Here is a 20,943-nt window from a genome sequence, read left to right as displayed (position 1 = left end):
GCAGTTCAATTCACTGTTATTATGTACAGCATATAACAGCGTACACATAAACAGTAAGCAAAGAATGCGAATAGGTCACTCATGTTAACGGATAAAGTCAAAAGTCAGATCCGCACTATCTATAAAGATATCGCGGCGGCAATGCCAAATTTTCGCTCTCGCCGTGAGCAAAACTATATGGTGGCTGAAATATCTAAAACACTGGCCGGTGAATATGACAAACACCGTCGCATTATGGTTTGTGAAGCCGGCACCGGTATTGGTAAATCCTTATCCTATATTCTTGGCACGATTCCGTTAGCCATTGCCAGCAAGAAAAAAGTCTGTATAGCAACGGCAACCGTAGCATTACAAGAGCAATTACTGCATAAAGATTTACCCTTCTTTTTGCAACAGTCTGGGGTAGACTTTAAATTTGGTTTAGTCAAAGGCCGTCAGCGCTATGTTTGCTTAGCAAAGCTTGAAGCCATGATCGGCCCCGAAGACACCTCACAAATGGCGATGTGGCAGACAAAGCCTGATCAAAGCCAGATTGACCAACTCAAAAAAATCCATAAAGATTACCAAGATAAAAAGTGGAACGGTGAAATCGACACTTTAGAGCAACCTGTTCCTGACTTTTTATGGCAGCAAATATGCTGTGATAAACACAGCTGCCATCGTCAGTTATCCAATCATCATAACTGCCCTTTTCATAAAGCCCGTGAAGATGTCGAAACCTGGGACGTACTCATTGTTAACCACAGTTTGTTATTTGCCGACTTAGAACTGGGCGGCGGCGTTATTTTACCAGAGCCTGAAGAGATGTTTTATGTCATCGATGAGGCGCATCATCTGCCAACAGTTGCCAGAGATTTCTCCAGCGCCCAAGCAAGTCTTCGCGGCACAGCTGATTGGCTAGAAAAGGCAGGTAAAACCTGCTCTAAATTACAAAACCAATTAAAAACCACTCATATTATTGCACCAGTGCAAGCGATGCTAGATCACATTAATGAGCTGGTTAGCCAGCTTAATCAAGTGGCACATTTTTGTGATACCCAGCCGCAGCTCTTTGCCAACCCAGAAACCCGTTTAAGATTTGAAAATGGCAAATTACCAGAGTCATTACTCATACAGGCCGAAAACTTAGCTTCAGCATCGAATTCTGCATTAAAGCAATTTAATAAAATTCAAACCGTTTTAAGTGAAGCGATAAAAGATGGTGAGTTACCTAAACATCAATCAGAAACAGTGCTTTCAGAAGCAGGCTTTATTTCCCAGCGTTTAGAAAACTTGCATAAATTATGGAAAATGCTCGCTAAAGAAGACTCAAAAAAAGGTGCGCCCATGGCGCGCTGGGCTGAACTGATCACAGGTAAACAACAGGATTATTTATTTTGTGCGTCTCCTATTGAAGTGGGTTTCATGCTCGAATCTATGCTGTGGCAAAAAGCCGCAGGTGTTGTATTGTGCAGCGCAACACTGCGGGCGCTGAATAATTTTAATCATTTTGCCCATCAAGTCGGGTTATCATTAAATGATGGCAGCCGCTTTTTGGCGTTACTATCGCCATTTGATTATCAAAATAATGCCACATTATTTATTCCTCAAATGAAGAATGAGCCTACAGATGAAGCCTTTACCGATGAGCTTGCAGAGCAGATATTGGCATTAGTTGAAGATGAAATGGCAACATTGGTGCTGTTTGCCTCTTATTGGCAAATGGAAAAGGTGACAGATCAAATTATTGGTAAAATGCCTAAAGAGCAGTTATTTGTTCAAGGAACTATGCCAAGACAACAGGTGCTAACTCAACATAAAGCCCGTTGTGATGCCGGAAAAGCCAGTATTATCTTTGGCACAGGCAGTTTTTCAGAAGGATTAGATTTACCTGGGGATTACCTTACCAACCTGATTGTCACCAAACTGCCCTTTGCAGTGCCGACATCACCAGTTGAACAAGCACATGCGGAATATATAAAAAGCAAAGGTGGCAACCCTTTCCTACAATTAACCATTCCAGATGCGTCACGTAAATTAATCCAAAGTTGTGGTAGATTACTGCGCAAAGAAGACGATTATGGCCGAGTGACTATTTTAGACCGCCGCCTAATTACCAAGCGTTACGGTAAATCATTACTCGATGCCCTACCGCCATTTCGTAAAGTTATTGAATAGGTATTTTTTTGGAATTTTTGTTAGACCCTAGTCATTGGGTCATTCTGGCGATAATTGGTGTTGTTGCAGGTTTTATAGATGCCGTTGTTGGCGGTGGCGGTTTGCTTTCTATCCCTGCACTGCTAACGATGGGCGTTCCACCCCATTTAGCATTGGGTACCAATAAGCTCGCAGCCTGTTTCGGCTCTATTACTGCAGGTTATACCTACTACAAACAACAACTCATTAAACCTTCCTTCTGGCGGGCTGCATTTTTGACGACCTTTATAGGTGCCATCATCGGCAGTTTTTTAGTTTATTTTATTGATGCTGCTTGGCTCGAAAAAATCTTACCGCTGATCATTATCGGGATTGCAATCTACACCCTTATAAGTCCCAAAGCGATGGGCGAAACTATCATCAATCAACCCACCGGGTTGCCATCTCAAAACAAACAAATAGTGCAAGGAATGACCTTAGGTGCTTATGATGGTTTTGCAGGCCCCGGTATTGGCGCATTTTGGACAGTATCCAGCATCAGGCTGCATAAGCTGCCATTATTAAACAGCTGCGCCTTAGCAAGGCTAATGACCTCAGTGAGTAATGTTACCGCATTAGTCATTTTTGCCTTATTAGGCGAAGTGGATTGGATATTAGGTTTGTGGATCGGTGTTTGTATGATGGCGGGATCATTTATTGGGGCTAAATCTGCTATAAGATTTGGTATTCCCTTTATCAAACCGCTATTTATCATTACTGTATTATCCATTGCAGCACATTTAGCTTGGACGGCTTGGCTATGAGAAACACCAACCAACTCATTTACCAATTAAAACAGCAGCTCAGTTCATTAGAACAAGATGCCTTACATCACGATCAGCAATTACCTGCGCAACAAAAGAAAATGCTGCAAGATATTGAACGATTTAATTCACAATTATTTATTCAACAAGGTGCCCAATTAAGCCCTTGTATTGCCCAATTAAAAAAAGACATTCAGCAATTAGAAAAGCAACTTTCTTTCAAACTTGATGTCAGAATCATTGAGCTTAGCTGCCAGCGCATTCAAGATCGCTTTACCGCATTAAGACGAGCCTTAGTGACCACCAACCTGAATGTGAATACTGAAAAGCAAAAACGTGACAATAGCCGTGCACGCTATGCAAAAAAACAACAGCAACAACATTCAGACAGTGGCTTTGGCTGGATAGCCAGTAATGTAATGAAAAACAGCCACCAAATTTATCAAGAGCTGAACAAACATTTGAATTGGGCTACAACCTTTGAACAAAAAATAGCAGAAATGGAATCTGCACTTGCAAACTGTCATAGTACTGACAAAATCAGATTACAAAATGAAATTCTCTCTCTACATCGACGCTTAGGAAAATGTCGTCAAGCAATTAGTTATATAGAGGAAAGAATCCAGATGTTTGAACGACCTAATAGAAATTTAAATCGTTAAGGAGCAACAATGAATTTTACCCGAACGCTAAGTGCCACTTTACTTGCTTTAGCTACATCAACATCAGCTTTAGCGGCAAATTTAACCATTCCAATGTCGTTTGAGTATTTAGCATTGGATGGCAAAGAAATTGATACCAATAAGTTTACCCATAAATCAGATCTAGACCTTAGTAATGGCTCCCATAAAATAGCCATCCGTTACCACGATATGATTGAAGATGACTTCAGCGATAGCCAAAGCTTTATAAAATCAGCGCCTTTTATTGTCACTATTATAGTCGATGGCGATCATGAGTATTTTCTTAAGCCCGCAGACGGAGAATTTGTAAAACGCCCTAAAAGCTTTGCTAAAGATCCCCAAGTGATTATCTCACGCCAAGATAATGGCAAAGTCGATTACACAATTACCCAAACCGATTTTGAAGAAGGTTCATTTTTAGGCGGGTTATTTGGCAGTAATAAAGGTGATGATATTGACGCATTAGCAGCTTCTGCAACCAGTAGCAATGTCGCTCCAGCCGCAGTAAACACTGCAACTGCCACAACAGCGGCCGTGACCTCGACCGCAGTAGTTGCTAGCACACCTGTGACTCAAACTGCGACAGCTTCCGCAACGACATCGGCTGTAACAGATAAAGCGGCAACTCATCCTGAGCAAATGCTGCAATATTGGTGGTTACAAGCTGATGAGCAAACACGCAAAGAGTTCATGAGTTGGGCTATTAAACAGCTTTAATGACTATTCCACTCGTTTATCACGCCAGCTACTCCAAGCTGGCGTTACCTAAAAAGCATCGGTTTCCTACCAGTAAATATCAACGTTTACAGCAATATTTACTTGAACAAGGTCTCGCTATCCCGCAAGATTTTCATCAGCCAAGCCCCATCGATATTAAAGTGTTAAAACAAACCCATCAAAGTGACTATGTTGATGGCTTTATCAATAACACCCTTACTAATAAAGTGCTGCGCCGTATCGGTTTTCCTTGGAGCGAATCACTGGTTAACCGCACCCTTCACGCGGTCAATGGCACAGTGCTAAGCGCTAATTTGGCAATTGACCATGGTATTGCCCTACATTTAAGTGGTGGCTATCATCATGCTCATTATGACTTTGGCAGTGGTTTCTGTGTCTTTAACGATTTAATGATTGCAGCCAAGCAAATGCTTATTAAGCAAAAAGCCACGAAAGTGCTTATTATCGATTGTGACGTACATCAAGGCGATGGCACTGCGGCATTGTCTCAAACCCAAGACAACATAATAACTTGCTCGCTTCATTGCCAAAAAAACTTCCCATTTAGAAAGCAACGCTCCCATCACGATATAGAATTTGATAAACACACTCTCGACGATGAATACTTATCGGTTATCAAACAAGTGATCCCATACCTTATAAGCATCCATCAGCCAGATCTTATCCTTTACGATGCCGGCGTTGATATTCACCAAGATGATGATTTAGGCTATTTAGACATATCAACCAAAGGCATATTGGCCCGAGATACATTTATTTTACAGCAAGCTAAGCAGGCAGAAATCCCGATTGCAGCGGTGATCGGAGGCGGTTACAGCCGCAACGAGCAAGCACTAACTCAAAGACATAGCCAACTTTTTATTGCAGCCAAGGCAATCTGGTAGCACACTAATGATAATCAGATAAACAAGTTAAATTTCATTCTATAGGGAGTCAAGGATGCAAGTTGATATTCGTAATTACTATGAAGTGCTTTTAATGGAAATATTAAGAGACGAAGGCTTACTCGAAGAGCTACCAGAGGAGTATTTAGCTGATTTATGCTGCGTTACCTTAAATCAACTTCCAGTTCGCTACATAAGACACCTCGTTGATACTTATTTTTTTGAAGATTATGCAGAACTGCAACAGATGAAAAACGAGATCCATAGCGCACTTGAAAAGTCACGACAGTTTTTAAAAGCCAACCTTCATAAAAAGTTAGTGGAAGATGCAGAAAGCGCAGCTAAAGAGCCTGCTATCAAGAAAATGCCAAACATCTAATGCGCAAAAATTTTAAATGGCTAGGTTGGTTTACTAAAGAAACACTCAACATAAACGCTGATAAAAAACGTTATTTTAAGTAAAGTAAGGTGTTTAGAGAGTTTTTGAAAGAAATACTAGGAGTATTGGAGGTTCCCCTAGAGCCACACCCCGGCACACGAGTCACTTGCTGCGGTTGCTCCCTTCCAGGCCTGGCCGAGTTCACAAGTTATCATTGCGGGGGGACCCTAAGGTCACCATTGATTTCTAATTAAGCTAATAACCTTAAATATCTAATTATCTTAAACATCTAAAATTAGTCCTGCTTAACGAGAACAACAGGATTATCCCCTAAGCACTGACCATGTTCAAGTTAAATTCGCTCACTTTTATCAACAAAGCGCTCGACTGCACAAGCTTTACTCGATCCCGGTTAAATTAGCTCATTATTTAACTGATTTAAGTATACAGCACCTGCAAAGTGCCAATTCAATTCGAGCTTACCAATACACAACACAATATACAGCAACTTGTCAGCTAAAATTAACTGCCAAAACCTCGCACTCAGCAAAATTATTTGACCAAGTGATAATGCACATCAACCACAATAAGATCACGATCACACTTTTAACCAAAATCAGTCTTTAATCATCAAAAAACACACAATTTGCTCAGGTTTTAACCCATCTTTCACATAAATCACTTATTATTAGTAATGGCAATTTTAGCAATCTATTTAGTAGTGAATAATACATTACCAAAATCATTGCAGATATCAGAGCTTACTGAAATTGGATACCAAACTGGGTTTTTAGCGTCAATCAACAAAAAACACCCACAGAGAGCAACTACTGATTATCGACAGTTTAACAACTTAAAAACAACGAGTTGTAAATTGCAGAATTTAGAAGTACTCCTTTCGGAATAGTAAGATCTTAATCACGGCGGTATAGTTTACAAGTGGTTAAAATAGTACAGCTTATTTCGAATAAGTTTGGATATTATCCATACGCACGATTTTATGATGAAAAGTCGAGTGAAAATAAATCTCTTGCAGGGAAAAATGATGAATAAATTTAATTTAAATACGACTGCTAAAGCGGTATTCAGTGCAGGGCTATTAGCTTTTGCATTGACTGGCTGTGGCAGTGATGGCAAAGACGGTGAAGATGGTGAAGATGGAGTAGTCGGTCTCACGATCAATAAGGCTAAAAGTCTTCAAGTTGATATCACGTCAACAGAAATTCTTGATGGTGCAATCAGCGTTCATTTTGAACTTGGTGATGCTAATGGTACTCCCATTACAGATCTTACCACTTATGACAATGTCGATAGCCTAGGTATGGGTATTGCTAAACTTGTCCCACAGGGTGGCAAAGGTTACAAAACCCCACAATGGGTTAGCTATATTAACAATGTAGTTGAACCTGTTGCTGAATATATTCCGCCGGGATTTGAAGATAAAGCAGGTACTCAAATTCAAGCTTCGGTGGAAAGAAGCTGTAAACAAGAATGTCTAACCGCCGGTAATGTTGTTGGTCAATACACTTATACATTCCAAGTTAACTTAAACAGTATCGACGCCATAGAAGGGCTAGATTTAGCCTATGACGAAACTCTTACTCACCGTATCACGATGGAATTAAGAGCTGAAGGCAGTGCAGATAAACTCGTTAACACTCACTTTGATTTCTCTCCTATCACTGGTGAGCAAGTAAGCCCAGAAGAAACTCGCACTGTTAATAACTTAGAAGAGTCTTGTCTTCGTTGTCATAGTGACAATTACGGACATGCTAGGGCACCTAAATTAGCAATGCATGACGGTAAACGAATTGCACTAGAAAATTGTCAAGTTTGTCATAACAATTACTCTGCAGATCCAGAAACTGGCGCTTCTTTAGATTTTGCTTACATGGCACATAAAATCCATAAAAGTGACTATTTAGTTGCTGGTTACAATGGCAGTGTTCATGATTACAGTGAAGTGACCTTCCCTGCTGATTTATATGACTGTCAAGCATGTCACATTGAAAATAGCGACAACAGCCCTGTTGATGCAGCTAATTTTAAGCATCACACGGCACTAGCATGTGGTTCGTGTCATAGTGACTCAACAGATCCTGCTCAAATAAAAGCTGATATGCACGGTAAATATATCGAAACTACTGACTGTTCTACTTGTCATGCTGATGAAGGAATGGCTGGTGCAGCACATCACTTTACTGATGCAGTAGCAAAACAAAATGCTCAAGATAGCTATTCTGCAACATTGATTGCAAATAGTGTTAGCTATGATTCTGCTGCTCAAGAACTAACGTTTGCAGTTAATATTGAAGACACCAACGAAGAAAGTGTAACTAGCCCTGATGCAGATGGCCGATTAACGCATAGCCGAATTATGTTAGGTTTTGGTAATACTGATGATTTTGAACAGGGTTACCAAAGAGTTGATTTATTAGCTACAGCGCCTACTCAGGCTGCTGATAATGTATTCACTTACACAATCGCCGATATTAACCTAACAATTGACACAACAACACCATCAACAGCTGTTATCACAACTAAAATGTGCGTTGACCGTGATAGCTTACAAGGTGTAATTTGCGGAACAGGTTCAGATGAAGCTGTCAGCGCTGCAACGCTTGTTGGTGACATAGTCCCGTTCAATCTAGTTGGTGATGAAAACGTAGAAGCACGTCGCCAAGTGGTTAGCAACGAGACTTGTGCCAACTGTCATGATGGCAAGTTCTTATCTAAGTTTGGCGGCAACAAAATCCCTCATGGTGGTTCTTACACCAATTTTGAAGCGGAATGTCAAATGTGCCATAACGCCACTTACTCTAGTAGTAAATCAATAGTTGAACACATTGACTTTAAAGTTCGCATTCACTCTTTACATGCCAACAAGCGTGAGGGTCAAGGAACTGGTGGAGAGGATAGAATTACCTTCCCTGAGTATTATGGTAATTGTGCAACCTGTCATGACAAAGGTCAGTTAAGTATGGATACAGCTGGCGTGCCAGCGACACAAACTACTGATGCCGAGCTAGGGCGTGTAGAGTTTTCTCCAATCGCAGCAACGTGTATTAGTTGTCATGGTGTTAAAGAGTCATTAGTTTCTCACATTCGTAGTGAAGGTGGTGCAGCAAATGATCCTGAAGGTACTTATGTCCCAGGTTCTGAAACCTGTGCAACCTGTCATGCTGAAGGTAAAGCTTTTGGTGTTGATAGCATACATCCAGTTAACTATAAGTAATCGTTAATATAAGAGGAGACGATGTCTCCTCTTTTTATTTCTAAATACCACTTTAGGAATACTTAGAACAGGGTCACATAATCACCTAAGCTTTAAAGATTTTTTTGCTTAGGTGCAGTAATCTAGTTACTAGGAATACATTTTCCAACATTGACTTAATTGAGAACAGGAAAACACTAGTGATGATAGTGGCTTCTTCGCAGAAAATACTGCCAATAAGTTCAATGTATTACCTCTTTAGGGAAAATATGATGAACACAAAACATACAAAAATTGCTTTACTCCTTGCTGCTAGCTTTTCAGTTGCCTTAACAGGCTGTGGTAGTGACGGAGATGATGGTAAAGATGGTATCCCAGGCCTTCCAGGCGGCGAACCAGCTGAAGCTATCCAACAACTTAAGCTTGAAGTCCTTTCAGTAACGTATGAAGGTGATAACCCAACGCTTAAGGTTTTTGCGACTAATGAAGATGATGAAGCAGTAGTCGGATTATCCGCTTTTGAAGTTAAAAAAGTAGCTCAACTTATACCAGCTGGTGCAACGGGCGCTGGTAATAGTGCAGTTTGGGAATCAATTGGCTCTCAAAAAGAGTTCATTGATAACAAAAATGGTAGCTATAGCTTCACCATTGAAACTAAAGGCTTCAATTCTGAATTAACTCAGCGCTATAACATCATTGCTCAAAATGCAATGCTGCTCGATGGTGTAACAGAAGTACCTCATACTGAACTATCACAAGACTTTGATGGTGAAGGTTATGACGCTAAATATACAAAGAACATTGTGTCACATGACACTTGTGCAAATTGCCATGCTGAAGGTGAGCCTATCACTACTCGACATAGCAGTTACTTTACTCAAGAAACTTGCGCGACATGTCACAGTACAAATCTTTCTACTGAAAGTCAGTGGAAACACTTAATTCATAACATTCACAACAGTAATAAGTCGTTTACTGATAAAAATGGTAAAGAATATACTGGTGTTACTGCAGAAGCTTTAATTCAAAATAATTGCCAATCATGTCACGTTGAATCAGAAGAGTTAACTGAATGGGGTAACTGGACACGTGTTCCAACCATGGAAACCTGTTCGAGTTGTCACACTGGCATCGACTTCGAAGCTGGTCAAGGTCACCCACAACAGTCTGATAATTCAAACTGTATCGCATGTCACAATGCCAGCTGGACTGAAGAAATTCACACTGGTGATTTTGTCGAGAAAAAAGCGTTGATGGACCAATATGGTATCAATGTTGACTCAACAATAGATCCTACAACTCAAAATGCAACTATCAGCATCCAAGTTGTAGATTCAAACGGTGAAAATGTCGATCTTAATACCATTTCAGCAATGGTTCAGCGCATTGAAATTATTACCAACGTTGGCCCAAATAATGTAACTCTGGGCTATTACGGTAAAGACTCTATTAATGCAATCATGAACGGTGTTGTTGACACAAAAGCTACTATTGAAGGTGGTAAGTTAGTATATACCACTAGCGCAGATCTTAAACTTGGCACTGCAGGAAGCGATGACGAAACAGCATTTAGCTTTGTTGGTTGGTCAATGTGTTCTGAAGATGGCGCATTTGTCGATTGTTCTAAAGTCGTTAGCGATGAGAATATGAACTTTAGCTACAATGAAGATGGAACTGTGAAGGCTAAATGGTTAAAAGATGACTTCTACACTGGTATGAAAGCTGATTTAGCCTTCGCCACACTATCTGGCCAAGCTCCTTCTATGCGTCATGTAGATTCCGTTAACTTTAGCGCATGTGCTACTTGCCATACCCCTGAGTTTGAAATCCACAAGGGCCAGCAACATGCAGGCTTTGTGATGTCTGAGCAGCTTTCGCACACAACAGATGCTAACGATATGCCTATAGTCGGTGTTGATGCTTGTGTGGCTTGTCACACCCCTGATGGTACATACGCATCTGGTGCAAACCAAGGCGCTATCGAGATGAAGCTTCATAGCGTTCATGGCCAGCAAGGTGTTATTAAAGACTGTGCTCAGTGTCATAACGACTTTAATCTTGATGCATTCAAGCTTAAAGGCGCATTAGCATCATCGGTCATCGAAGCTTACTCAGATCCTGGTCAAAAAGAGAGCTTGTACACCACCCCAATCACAGCAACTTGTGCTTCTTGTCATGGCTTTGAAGAAATCAAGAATCATGCTCAAAGCCAAGGCGGTTTAGTTAATGGGCCTTACCAAGAGGCGAATGATGCTGCTCAGTTAGAAACCTGTTTCTTCTGTCACGCACCTACTATTTTCGATCACACCGCGGTGAAGATGTAATTTACCCTTAAGGGAGAAGCTTGCTTCTCCCTTAGATTACATAAATCACATCAACATCATGGATAGATTGGGAAGCCTCACTATGAAAATCAAAATGAAATTAAACACTTTAATCCCGACATTTATGGCAGTTGTTTTGCTATCTCTTGGGATGTCTCACTCGGCTTATGCGTCGAAGTGGGATGCAAAAATGACACCTGACGAAGTTGAAGCCGTACTTGATAAAAAGTTCGAAGAAGGTAGTTATTCACCTAAAGGCGCTGACTCATGCTTAATGTGTCATAAGCGTTCAGAAAAAGTAATGGATATCTTTAAAGGTGTTCATGGCGCAATTGACTCATCAAAAAGCCCAATGGCTGGCCTTCAATGTGAAGCGTGTCATGGCCCTATGGGTAAACATAACCGTGGTGGTAATGAGCCAATGATTGCTTTTGGCCCTAACTCAACCTTAGCACCTGAAAAGCAAAACAGTGTTTGTATGGGCTGTCACTTAGACGACAAGCGTATGTCTTGGAACACTAGCCATCATGATAATGCTGATGTTGCTTGTGCATCTTGTCATAATGTTCATACTGCAAATGACCCTATTTTGTCTAAAAAGACTGAAATGGAAGTCTGTTCTAGTTGTCATGTTAAAGTTAAAACCGACATGAACAAACGCTCAAGTCATCCAATGAAGTTTGACCAAATGACCTGTAGTGATTGTCACAACCCACATGGCAGCATGGCTGATTCAGATCTTGTTAAACCAAGTGTCAATGAAACATGTTACTCATGTCATGCTGAAAAACGTGGTCCAAAACTTTGGGAACACGCACCAGTGACAGAAAACTGTGTAAGTTGTCATAACCCACATGGTTCAGTTAACGAAGGAATGCTAAAAACTCGTGCTCCTCAGCTATGTCAGCAATGTCATGCCAGCGATGGTCATGCTAGCAATGCTTACTTAGGCAACACAGGAATGGGTTCTAATGTTGGTGATAATGCCTTTACTGGTGGCCGCAGTTGTTTAAATTGTCATAGCCAAGTACATGGTTCAAACCACCCTTCTGGCAAATTACTTCAGCGTTAAGGATGTACGACTATGAAATTTAAACTGAACTTAATCACCTTAGCGCTAGTAGCCAATGCAGGCTTTGCAATGGCCGCTGATGGTTACGGTGTCGGTAATGCCAACACAGACAAAGTCAAATATGACAAGTGGGTTTGTAAAGGTTGTGCTGTAGAAACTGGCGTAACCGGTAGTGTGGGTGTAGGCGTTGCGTATAACAGCGAAGATGATATTCACTCTGCCAATGCATTTGGCAGCAGCAACGAGTTTGCTCCCAAAGTTGATGCTGATATTAACTATATTGGTAAATCGGGCTACCGCGCTAAAGTTGAAGCCACCGATTTAGGCCTAGACAATGGTCGTTTAGATGTGAATGTTGGCAAATTAGGCCAATATAATTTCAACCTAAACTACCGCTCAATTGCTACTTATAGCTCTAATACCGTGATGTCTCCATACAGTGGTATTGGTGGTAACGATTTAACCTTGCCTGATGGCTGGGTGACAGCAGGTACGACTGACGGTATGACTGAGCTTGGTAACAGCTTAAACCCGTTTGATTTATCACTTAAACGTGAACGTGCAGGTTTAGGGTTTGAATATCAAACTGAGTCACTATTCACTACTTATGTGAATTATCAACGTGAAGAAAAAACCGGCACCAAAACGGCATCGGGTAGCTTTTTCAATCAATCTATGATGATTGCAGAGCCTGTTGATTACACCACTGATACCATCAATGCGGGTATTAAATTTAGAGGCGCTAACTGGTTCACTAGCCTTAACTATGACGGTTCTATCTTTAAAAATGATAATGCCCAGTTAAGCTATGACAATGCCTTTAACCCAACGTTTGGTGCTCAAACCCGTGGTTATATGTCATTAGACCCTGACAACGAATCACATATTGTGTCGTTATTAGGTCAATACAATGAAAATGGCGCAGCGCTTAGTGGCCGTTTGATGTTTGGTCAAATGACTCAAGATCAAGATTTAGTCACCTCAGGCTATGGTTACAGCGTACCAACGGAATCAATTGATGCCAAAGTTGATATCACCGGCTTAACGTTAAAAGCAGCTAAGCGTATCAACCGTGAAGTTCGTGTTACTGGTAGCTACGACTACTCAGATCGCGACAACAACACCAACATCGAAGAGTGGACTCAAATCAGCATCAATGATGTCAACGGTCAAGTGGCTTATAACACGCCATACGATCAAACGACTCATCGCGCTAAGATTGCTGCAGATTACCGCATTAGCCGTGGTATGAAACTGGATGCCGGTGTTGATTATAACCGTGATGAGCGTAGTTATTCAGAGCGTGAAGTCACTGAAGAAAGCACAGTTTGGGCCCGTTACCGTTTAAACAGTTTTGATAAATGGGACATGTGGATTAAAGGTAGCTTTGGCAGCCGTGATGGTTCTGATTACCAAGCGTCTGAGTGGACCTCTTCAGAAAATAACGACTTATTACGTAAGTACTACATTGCTGATCGTGACCGTAGTATGGTTGAAGCGCGAGTGAGCTATAGCCCTCTCGAAGCATTAGCCATCGATTTTGGCGCGCGTTACGCACTTGATGATTATACAGACACTGAAATTGGCCTAACTGAGTCGAAAGACACCAGTTACGATATCAATTTCAACTACATGTTTAATAAAGATGTGATGCTAAATGCATTTTATAATTATCAAATCATTGAGTCACAACAAGCGGGTAGTAGCACATTCTCAGGTCCAACTTGGGAAGCGGATATCGAAGATACTATCGATGTTGTCGGTGCAAATTTAAGTTACAACAACTTAATGGATAGCCGTTTACGTTTAGGTTTAGATTACACCTATTCAGAATCTGACAGTACGACTCAAGTTCGCCAAAATGTTACTGGCAACTACGGTGACTACTTTGCTAAAGTGCACAACGTCAATTTATATGGTCAATACCAAGCCACTGACAAAATGGCTGTCCGTTTAGACTACAAAATTGAAAAGTACTTAGATAATGATGCAGCCAATGATATCCAACCAGATACCATTTGGAATGTAATGAGTTTTGGCAGTAATAGCCATGACTACACAGCACATATGATTATGTTAAGTGTAAATTACAAATTATAAAACTAAGTAAAAAATACCAGCCTGCTATCGCAATATAGCAGGCTTTTTTTTGCCAGAAATTTAACGTTTTGTGCAGTAGCTATCAATAAACTACAAATAACCTGCAATTACTAAATTAACAAAAGCTATTACACTAATAGTCGATTAAAATTTACTGCTAGTGCCACTATCTTTGATTTCATACAGTAGAAATAGCCAAATTATTATGCAAAAAACATCAATTGTTCTGCTTAGCTCACTGGTTGCATTTCCGGCATTTGCCGCCAGTTCGACCGTTATGACCAATAACAGCATTCTTATCTTCATTGCTTTAATGGCCTTTACTTGCGTTAATGCTATCGCGCAAGCTAGCTGCTATTTTGCAGGCTTATACGTGCAAAAAAGTGTTAGCCAAAAGCATGTCACACTGAGCTTAGTGTTTCCGCTTATTGCGTTAATTGGCTTTATTGCCGAGTATCAATCCTTGGCACAATTTATTCTATATTTGGGCGCTGTGTTATTGGCCTTTGGTGCAGCATTAGCGCCACTGTTGTTAACCAATAAAAAAGTGCCTTGTATGCAATCGGCGTTAATGCTACTAACAGGGGCGATTATTATTTTGCCTTTAAGCATTATTGTTGCCCCAATCAGCCTGTTTTCTATTGTATTGTGCCACTTAGCCTTAAAACAAACGCCTATTGCGCCAGTGGCAAAGTTTTCGACCATATTGACACTGTTAACCAGCTACGGTTTATTTGGCTATTGGCTATTCCAGTTGTTTAACCAAATTTCCGTCGCCTGACCATCACTTACACTTTGGTGGTTTTCAGCTGAATTATATATTTGTGGGCATTTATCATGAGATGAGTGCCCATTTTCATTTTTACTCCTGGCCTAAGTCCTATCCCCAAGTCCTGCCCCTATCAAAGCCAGCTTTATGGCTAATATCCACTTATCCAATAGCAATAATAAAATTTTTCAATAGCTGCTTCGTTTTAAACATTTATCAAACATGCATTTACTGCTAATTTATTCATAACCACACGCTTATATTTCAATCAGCAAATGACTAAAGGGAAGCGAACGATGAAAATTGTTATTGCACCAGACTCCTTCAAAGAAAGCCTCAGCGCCTTAGGTGTTGCCAATGCCATTGAAGCAGGCTTTAAGCGAGTATTTCCTGATGCTCAGTATTGTAAAGTGCCGATGGCCGATGGTGGCGAAGGTACGGTGCAGGCTATGGTTGATGCAACCCAAGGGGAAATTATCAGCTTGCAAGTCACAGGCCCCGAAGGCACTCCTGTAAACGCTCATTACGGCATCATTAATCAAGATGCTCAAACTGCGACCGCTGTGATTGAGATGGCCGCAGCATCTGGACTAGATTACGTGGAACGTGCTAACCGTAACCCTATGCTAATGACAAGTTATGGCACGGGTGAACTAATAAAAGACGCTTTAGACCGAGGTATAAAACATATTATTTTAGGTTTAGGTGGCAGTGCGACAAACGATGCCGGTGCAGGTATGGCCCAGGCGTTAGGTTTTACCTTACTTACAGCACAAAATAAGCCTATTTGTTATGGCGCCTTGGGGTTAACCGAGCTTGCAAAAATTGATAACACATCAGCTCACCCGTTACTGGCGCGATGTAAAATTGAGGTGGCCTGTGATGTAGATAATCCGCTATGCGGCCCTAATGGCGCATCCGCTGTTTTTGGTCCTCAAAAAGGCGCTGATGAGCAGATGGTTACAGAACTTGATGCTGCATTAGCTCACTTTGCCAAGGTGGTTTGTGCAACTCATTCACTTACAACGACAACTGATCTCGCAGAGTTTCCTGGCGCAGGCGCGGCCGGCGGTATGGGCTATGGGGTGATGACACTACTCAATGCCAAGCTAAAGCCGGGGGTCGATATCGTCATTGACACGGTGAAGCTTGCAGATGCTATCGCTGACGCCGATCTTGTTATCACAGGTGAAGGCCGCATGGACAGCCAGACATTAGGCGGTAAAACCCCAATGGGTGTGCTGCAACAAGGTATACATCAAGACGTACCTGTCATTGGCATTGCTGGCTGCTTTGGTGATGGCGCCGAGCTAATTTTAGCTCAAGGCATGACAGCGATATTTCCTATTATTCCGTCATTAGCACCACTGGATGATATTCTGGCTAACGCCCATGACAACCTGGCGAATACTGCGCAGAATATCGCCGCAATTTATCAGTTGTCGCTGAGTAAATAGTCAGTTTGAGTTAAAAACTTGCTGCGAAATAATCCTTGCAGTAAAGTTAGCCCTCATAATGGCCATGAAAGCGCTTATATCAATATATTTAGCACATTATTGGCCCAAGAATAAAAATGATGGCACCAGTTAATGACCAAACACGACCGCATAGCACAAGCATCAGAGGCAAGTCTTCTGCGTATTTTTACCGTACCTGAAGACGCCGACTCAACCTTAAGCATTATCGAGCAGAAACTTTCTGAAGACTTAGCGGGCTTTTTAGGTAAGAGTATTGCTGCATTAGAAAAGCCATTATCACTTATTGAAACTGACTTTAAAGCGTTTCAAATTCCTGATTCGCCTCGTTTTGTATCTGATTATACTGACGAAATAATGCAAAATCTGGTAGCACACTCGGTGCATACCTCGGCGCCGAGCTTCATCGGTCATATGACATCAGCGCTGCCCTACTTTGTTTTACCCTTATCTAAAATGATGGTGGGCTTGAATCAGAACTTAGTCAAAATCGAAACATCTAAAGCATTCACTCCATTAGAGCGCCAAGTGCTGGGGATGATGCATCACTTAATTTACAGCCAAGACACTGACTTTTATGAGCAATGGATGCACAGCGCTAACTACTCCCTTGGCGCATTTTGCTCTGGTGGCACGGTGGCCAATATCACCGCATTATGGATAGCACGAAACCAGTTACTAAAAGCTGATGGTAATTTTAAAGGCATTAACCGTGAAGGATTACCTAAAGCACTGAAACACTATGGATATGACGATTTAGCCATCTTAGTGTCTGAGCGCGGCCATTACTCAATTGGTAAAACCGCTGACTTACTGGGTATTGGTCGAGACAACATCATCAGTATCCCCACCACTGCGGACAATAAAGTCGATGTAGCGGCCATGCGTCAAACCGCATTAAAGCTCGCCGATGACAATATTAAGGTAATGGCCATTGTCGGTGTTGCTGGCACCACCGAAACCGGTAATATCGACCCACTAGTTGAACTGTCAAAACTCGCCACTGAACTCCAATGCCACTTTCATGTTGATGCAGCTTGGGGCGGGGCCAGTTTACTGTCGAACAAATACCGCTATTTACTCGATGGCATTGAATTAGCCGACTCGGTCACTATTGATGCCCATAAACAAATGTACGTGCCTATGGGTGCGGGCATGGTGTTATTTAAAGACCCAGAGCTTGCACATGCCATTGCTCATCATGCCGAGTATATTTTGCGAGTAGGCTCTAAAGATTTAGGTAGTCAAACCCTCGAAGGCTCACGACCTGGCATGGCAATGCTAGTGCATGCTTGTTTACAGATCATCGGTGGTGACGGTTATGAGATTTTAATCAACAACGGTCTAGAAATGGCCCGTTATTTCGCATCGCACATTGCTGCAGATGAAAATTTTGAGCTCATCACAGAGCCTGAATTATGTATTTTAACCTACCGTTACGTGCCTAAGACTGTTCAACTAACAATTGATAAAGCATTAGCTAATGATGATATAAATACTGTAGAGCGCTGTAATTACCTGCTTGACCGCTTAACCCGCTTTATTCAAAAGCACCAACGTGAACAAGGTAAATCATTTGTCTCACGCACCAGAATAAAACCGGCTAAATACCACCGTGAAATCGTCACCGTATTTAGGGTCGTATTAGCGAATCCGCTTACTACCCATGAAATTTTACATGATGTGTTAAGTGAGCAAGCCGAGATTGCCACATTAGATAATGAATTTTTACCGCAGTTATTATCAATAGCTAAAGCTTATTGATTAATCTAGTTTAACTCTTCGATACTCAAAATAAGCCCATTGTTAAGTGGGCATATTTATACAAGTTATTTATTCTCCAAAAAACTTAACTGCGTGCACTACAGCCATAGTGCCGCAGGATACCAATTGGGGTCATAGCGGTAACATCTAACTCAATATACCTTCTAGGTTTTATCCACTAATAGACTCTTGTGGTGTAATGGCTATCAAAATTAACATAAACAACTTCCACATTATCAAACTATCACCTCGCTGAGTACATCTTGCGCTCATGATTGACAGCTTTGGGCACCAAGCAACATCAAACATAATGATAAAGCAATCAGCAGCGTTTAATCACTAGAAATGAACCCAAATTGTGACTGAATGAAATTACAAATAAATAAGGTTTACCATTGCACATTCATAACCATTTTAAACAACCACTGGGGGTTAGTAACCACTGAAAGCTGGCCTCTACATTAAAAACCAATCTAGTCTGTTATAAATAAATGTGTTTAAGCAAATGTTATAACTTGTGTCGTTATAAAAGCTTACCCTCGCTCAGTCATATTCACACGTCCCCACCAAGAGCAAAATATTATAAATGTAAGGCTGCATGGTGCTGTGTTTATCGCTTAAGACTTGCCTATCAGCCTTGCTGAGCTGGCACTCACAGGTAAAAGTAATTGCATCAACATTTATGATGATTCTCAGCCACGATACAGCTTCTGTATTCGAAATGTGATATTTTTAAGGGTAGCTTTAGAGACAGTTTCTGCGCTTCACGGTACCATTATAATGAAAAGGAAATTATTCATTATGTTGAAACAAACTTTATTTTTAGTCATGAAGTTATCTATTCAGAGTCGAGCTATTTCTGATTTTTTAAATTCTAATTTAGGTTGTGAGACCCTATTCATTAGCAGTGAAAGAGAGCTATCTCACCTCGAAAACACATCAAATCCATTATTACTTGTTGATGTCGCTGACTTACCGAATATTGATGAAAGTTATTGGGATAGTTTATTTAATGAAAATATTAACCAAGTTCATACGGTTTTACTGAATACTTCTCAAAACTTCAAAAAGCGAGATTTACTCGACTGGCCAAATTGTTGTGGTGTTTTCCCCAAATCATGCACACTGGAATTATTGGAGCGTGGAATGAAAAAAATTCTCGCGGGTGAATGTTGGTTGCCAAGAACAATGATGAGCGAGTTACTGCAACACTACCGAAAGGATGAACTCCCTCCAGAACAACAACCCGTCTCTCTCACTCGCCGTGAGCGTGATGTACTGAAATTACTCACCACCTGCAACTCCAACATTGATATTGCTAACGCACTATTTGTGAGTGAACACACGGTTAAATCTCATCTTTATAAGGTATTCAAGAAAACTGAGGTTAAAAACCGTATCCAAGCGGTGAATTGGGCAAAGGTTCATCTACATAAATATAAAAAATCCTCCAATGAAATAAAATTGTAGAGAGTAATTTTAGCGTTATTTGTTTCAATTGAGTCATCTTCTTTTCTATAGCTGAAATCTGTTTTAGCTGCTGATAAAACAGATTTAAAAAATAGTGACTTACTGATCCCCTCCGCCAAAGAGCGATGTTATTTAATAAGCAGCTTTAGATTAAAAACCTCCGAGGCCTAATGCACTGATATCGATATGAATCTCATCTTCATACACACCACCAGGCCTATTTTCTGTTTCACCTATTTGAATCGTCATAGGAATTCTTTGACCGTTAGGGTTTTGCGGTGCATTAACAATTAGCTGATTACCTGCTTCCGAAAAATCAATCACACTGCCAGCAACACTGAATTCGTAGTCAACATCCCAGCGTTCATGCTTACTTTGGTGTCTTAACTTACCTTGATTATCTGAACGGAAACTAATTTCATAGCCTGTAGTACTACGAATATACAAGTTAGGATCGATGTTTACCTTTTTACCTGTTGTTAATCGCCCAAGGTCTAATGGATAAAGCCTTTGAGATAAGCCGTAAAAGCTAATGCTCGCAACAGGTGGAATACGAGATGAAATTAATTGGTTACGTTCATCTAGAACTATCGATGATTGTTCTGGGCTTGGGATGAGTTGAACGATTAATTGATTTGAATAATCCCCAGCAGCTCCAAATTGTTGTGACGGGAATCGTAATTGAAAACGAAAAGTAGATTGGTTCGGTGATACCTCTGCAAACCAGTGTCTATTTTGAATAAAACTGCCGGAAGTTTGAAGGTATGGCGTAAAAGATAATAAATTGCCACCTTGACCTGTAAGTTCATACCCTTGCTGGACAGTTGAAATCATTAAACTCAAGGAGCAATCTTCATTTGGGTCACTAAAATTTACTTTCACCTCATAAGACTGCACTAAACCAAAAGTACTTGTCGCAAACACATCATATTGATTTTGAACTCCTGAACTCATTAAATTGACACTTTGCACTCGAGCGTCACAAGCAGCAAAACTGCTAATAGTAAATAAGCTAGAACCGATAAATATAGCGATCAGACAGAAAACCTTCATAAGTTTTGTCTTGATCAACTTGATAGAGTTAGTCTGAGTCATATGTCCTCCTAGGAGATGAGTGTGTTATACATCTCGT

The 20,943-nt window shown here is 40.9% G+C and carries 15 protein-coding genes and 1 other RNA gene; 14 read left to right on the top strand and 2 right to left on the bottom strand.

The genetic code is table 11. The annotated features are described in order from the left end of the window. The first annotated feature begins 81 nt into the window (after positions 1–81). Genes dinG through Q4591_RS05690 form a run of 6 tightly spaced genes read left to right on the top strand, consistent with a single transcriptional unit; the run spans position 82 to position 5,623 of the window. Positions 82–2,157, top strand: a complete 2,076-nt coding sequence (gene dinG / locus Q4591_RS05715; protein ID WP_102436084.1) for an ATP-dependent DNA helicase DinG — start codon at positions 82–84, stop codon at positions 2,155–2,157. 8 nt (positions 2,158–2,165) lie between these two features. After that, a complete protein-coding gene (locus Q4591_RS05710; RefSeq protein WP_102436086.1) occupies positions 2,166–2,939 on the top strand; it encodes a TSUP family transporter in 774 nt (257 codons plus the stop codon). Next, positions 2,936–3,601, top strand: coding sequence for a primosomal replication protein (locus Q4591_RS05705; protein ID WP_102436088.1), 666 nt, complete (start codon positions 2,936–2,938; stop codon positions 3,599–3,601). Before Q4591_RS05710 ends, Q4591_RS05705 begins: the two co-directional genes overlap by 4 nt. Positions 3,602–3,610: 9 nt before the next feature. After that, positions 3,611–4,339: a DUF2057 domain-containing protein gene (locus tag Q4591_RS05700; RefSeq protein WP_102476368.1), complete on the top strand. Its 729-nt coding sequence runs from the start codon at positions 3,611–3,613 to the stop codon at positions 4,337–4,339. Beyond that, positions 4,339–5,244: a histone deacetylase gene (locus Q4591_RS05695; protein WP_102436092.1), complete on the top strand. Its 906-nt coding sequence runs from the start codon at positions 4,339–4,341 to the stop codon at positions 5,242–5,244. Before Q4591_RS05700 ends, Q4591_RS05695 begins: the two co-directional genes overlap by 1 nt. 55 nt (positions 5,245–5,299) lie before the next feature. After that, the gene (locus Q4591_RS05690) at positions 5,300–5,623 is read left to right on the top strand and encodes a late competence development ComFB family protein (RefSeq protein ID WP_102436094.1); all 324 of its coding nucleotides are present in this window, start codon (positions 5,300–5,302) and stop codon (positions 5,621–5,623) included. A 134-nt stretch (positions 5,624–5,757) separates the two neighbouring features. Here Q4591_RS05690 and ffs read toward each other — a convergent pair. Further along, an RNA gene (gene ffs / locus Q4591_RS05685) (signal recognition particle sRNA small type) lies at positions 5,758–5,854 on the bottom strand. 811 nt (positions 5,855–6,665) lie between these two features. On the opposite strand from ffs, the gene Q4591_RS05680 reads away from it, so the two are divergent. From Q4591_RS05680 to Q4591_RS05645, 8 genes are all read left to right on the top strand, one after another. Continuing rightward, complete coding sequence (locus tag Q4591_RS05680) at positions 6,666–8,858, top strand: OmcA/MtrC family decaheme c-type cytochrome (RefSeq protein ID WP_303459894.1); 2,193 nt, start codon at positions 6,666–6,668, stop codon at positions 8,856–8,858. A gap of 248 nt (positions 8,859–9,106) precedes the next feature. Next, positions 9,107–11,161 (top strand): OmcA/MtrC family decaheme c-type cytochrome, encoded by a 2,055-nt coding sequence (locus Q4591_RS05675; RefSeq protein WP_303459891.1) that lies wholly within the window; start codon positions 9,107–9,109, stop codon positions 11,159–11,161. An 82-nt stretch (positions 11,162–11,243) separates the two neighbouring features. Then, positions 11,244–12,233, top strand: coding sequence for a DmsE family decaheme c-type cytochrome (locus tag Q4591_RS05670; protein WP_303459887.1), 990 nt, complete (start codon positions 11,244–11,246; stop codon positions 12,231–12,233). A 12-nt stretch (positions 12,234–12,245) separates the two neighbouring features. Beyond that, positions 12,246–14,333 (top strand): MtrB/PioB family decaheme-associated outer membrane protein, encoded by a 2,088-nt coding sequence (locus tag Q4591_RS05665; RefSeq protein WP_303459883.1) that lies wholly within the window; start codon positions 12,246–12,248, stop codon positions 14,331–14,333. A 205-nt stretch (positions 14,334–14,538) separates the two neighbouring features. Then, entirely contained in the window at positions 14,539–15,114 is a 576-nt protein-coding gene (locus Q4591_RS05660; RefSeq protein ID WP_303459880.1) for a hypothetical protein, read from the top strand. 284 nt (positions 15,115–15,398) lie between these two features. Then, positions 15,399–16,559, top strand: coding sequence for a glycerate kinase (locus tag Q4591_RS05655; RefSeq protein WP_303459875.1), 1,161 nt, complete (start codon positions 15,399–15,401; stop codon positions 16,557–16,559). A gap of 132 nt (positions 16,560–16,691) precedes the next feature. Continuing rightward, complete coding sequence (gene panP / locus Q4591_RS05650; RefSeq protein WP_102476376.1) at positions 16,692–18,341, top strand: pyridoxal-dependent aspartate 1-decarboxylase PanP; 1,650 nt, start codon at positions 16,692–16,694, stop codon at positions 18,339–18,341. A gap of 801 nt (positions 18,342–19,142) precedes the next feature. Continuing rightward, positions 19,143–19,811, top strand: coding sequence for a LuxR C-terminal-related transcriptional regulator (locus tag Q4591_RS05645; RefSeq protein WP_303459872.1), 669 nt, complete (start codon positions 19,143–19,145; stop codon positions 19,809–19,811). Positions 19,812–19,961: 150 nt separating this feature from the next. On the opposite strand, the gene Q4591_RS05640 is transcribed toward Q4591_RS05645, so the two are convergent. Continuing rightward, positions 19,962–20,906 carry a hypothetical protein gene (locus Q4591_RS05640; RefSeq protein ID WP_303459870.1) on the bottom strand — a complete coding sequence of 315 codons (945 nt, stop codon included), beginning with the start codon at positions 20,904–20,906 and terminating at the stop codon, positions 19,962–19,964. Positions 20,907–20,943 lie beyond the last annotated feature (37 nt).

It is taken from the genome of Shewanella sp. 3_MG-2023, from assembly GCF_030548765.1.
Classification (GTDB): domain Bacteria; phylum Pseudomonadota; class Gammaproteobacteria; order Enterobacterales; family Shewanellaceae; genus Shewanella.
The sequence above is the reverse complement of the archived record's forward strand: the minus strand, read 5'-3'. Positions and strand labels throughout refer to the sequence as shown.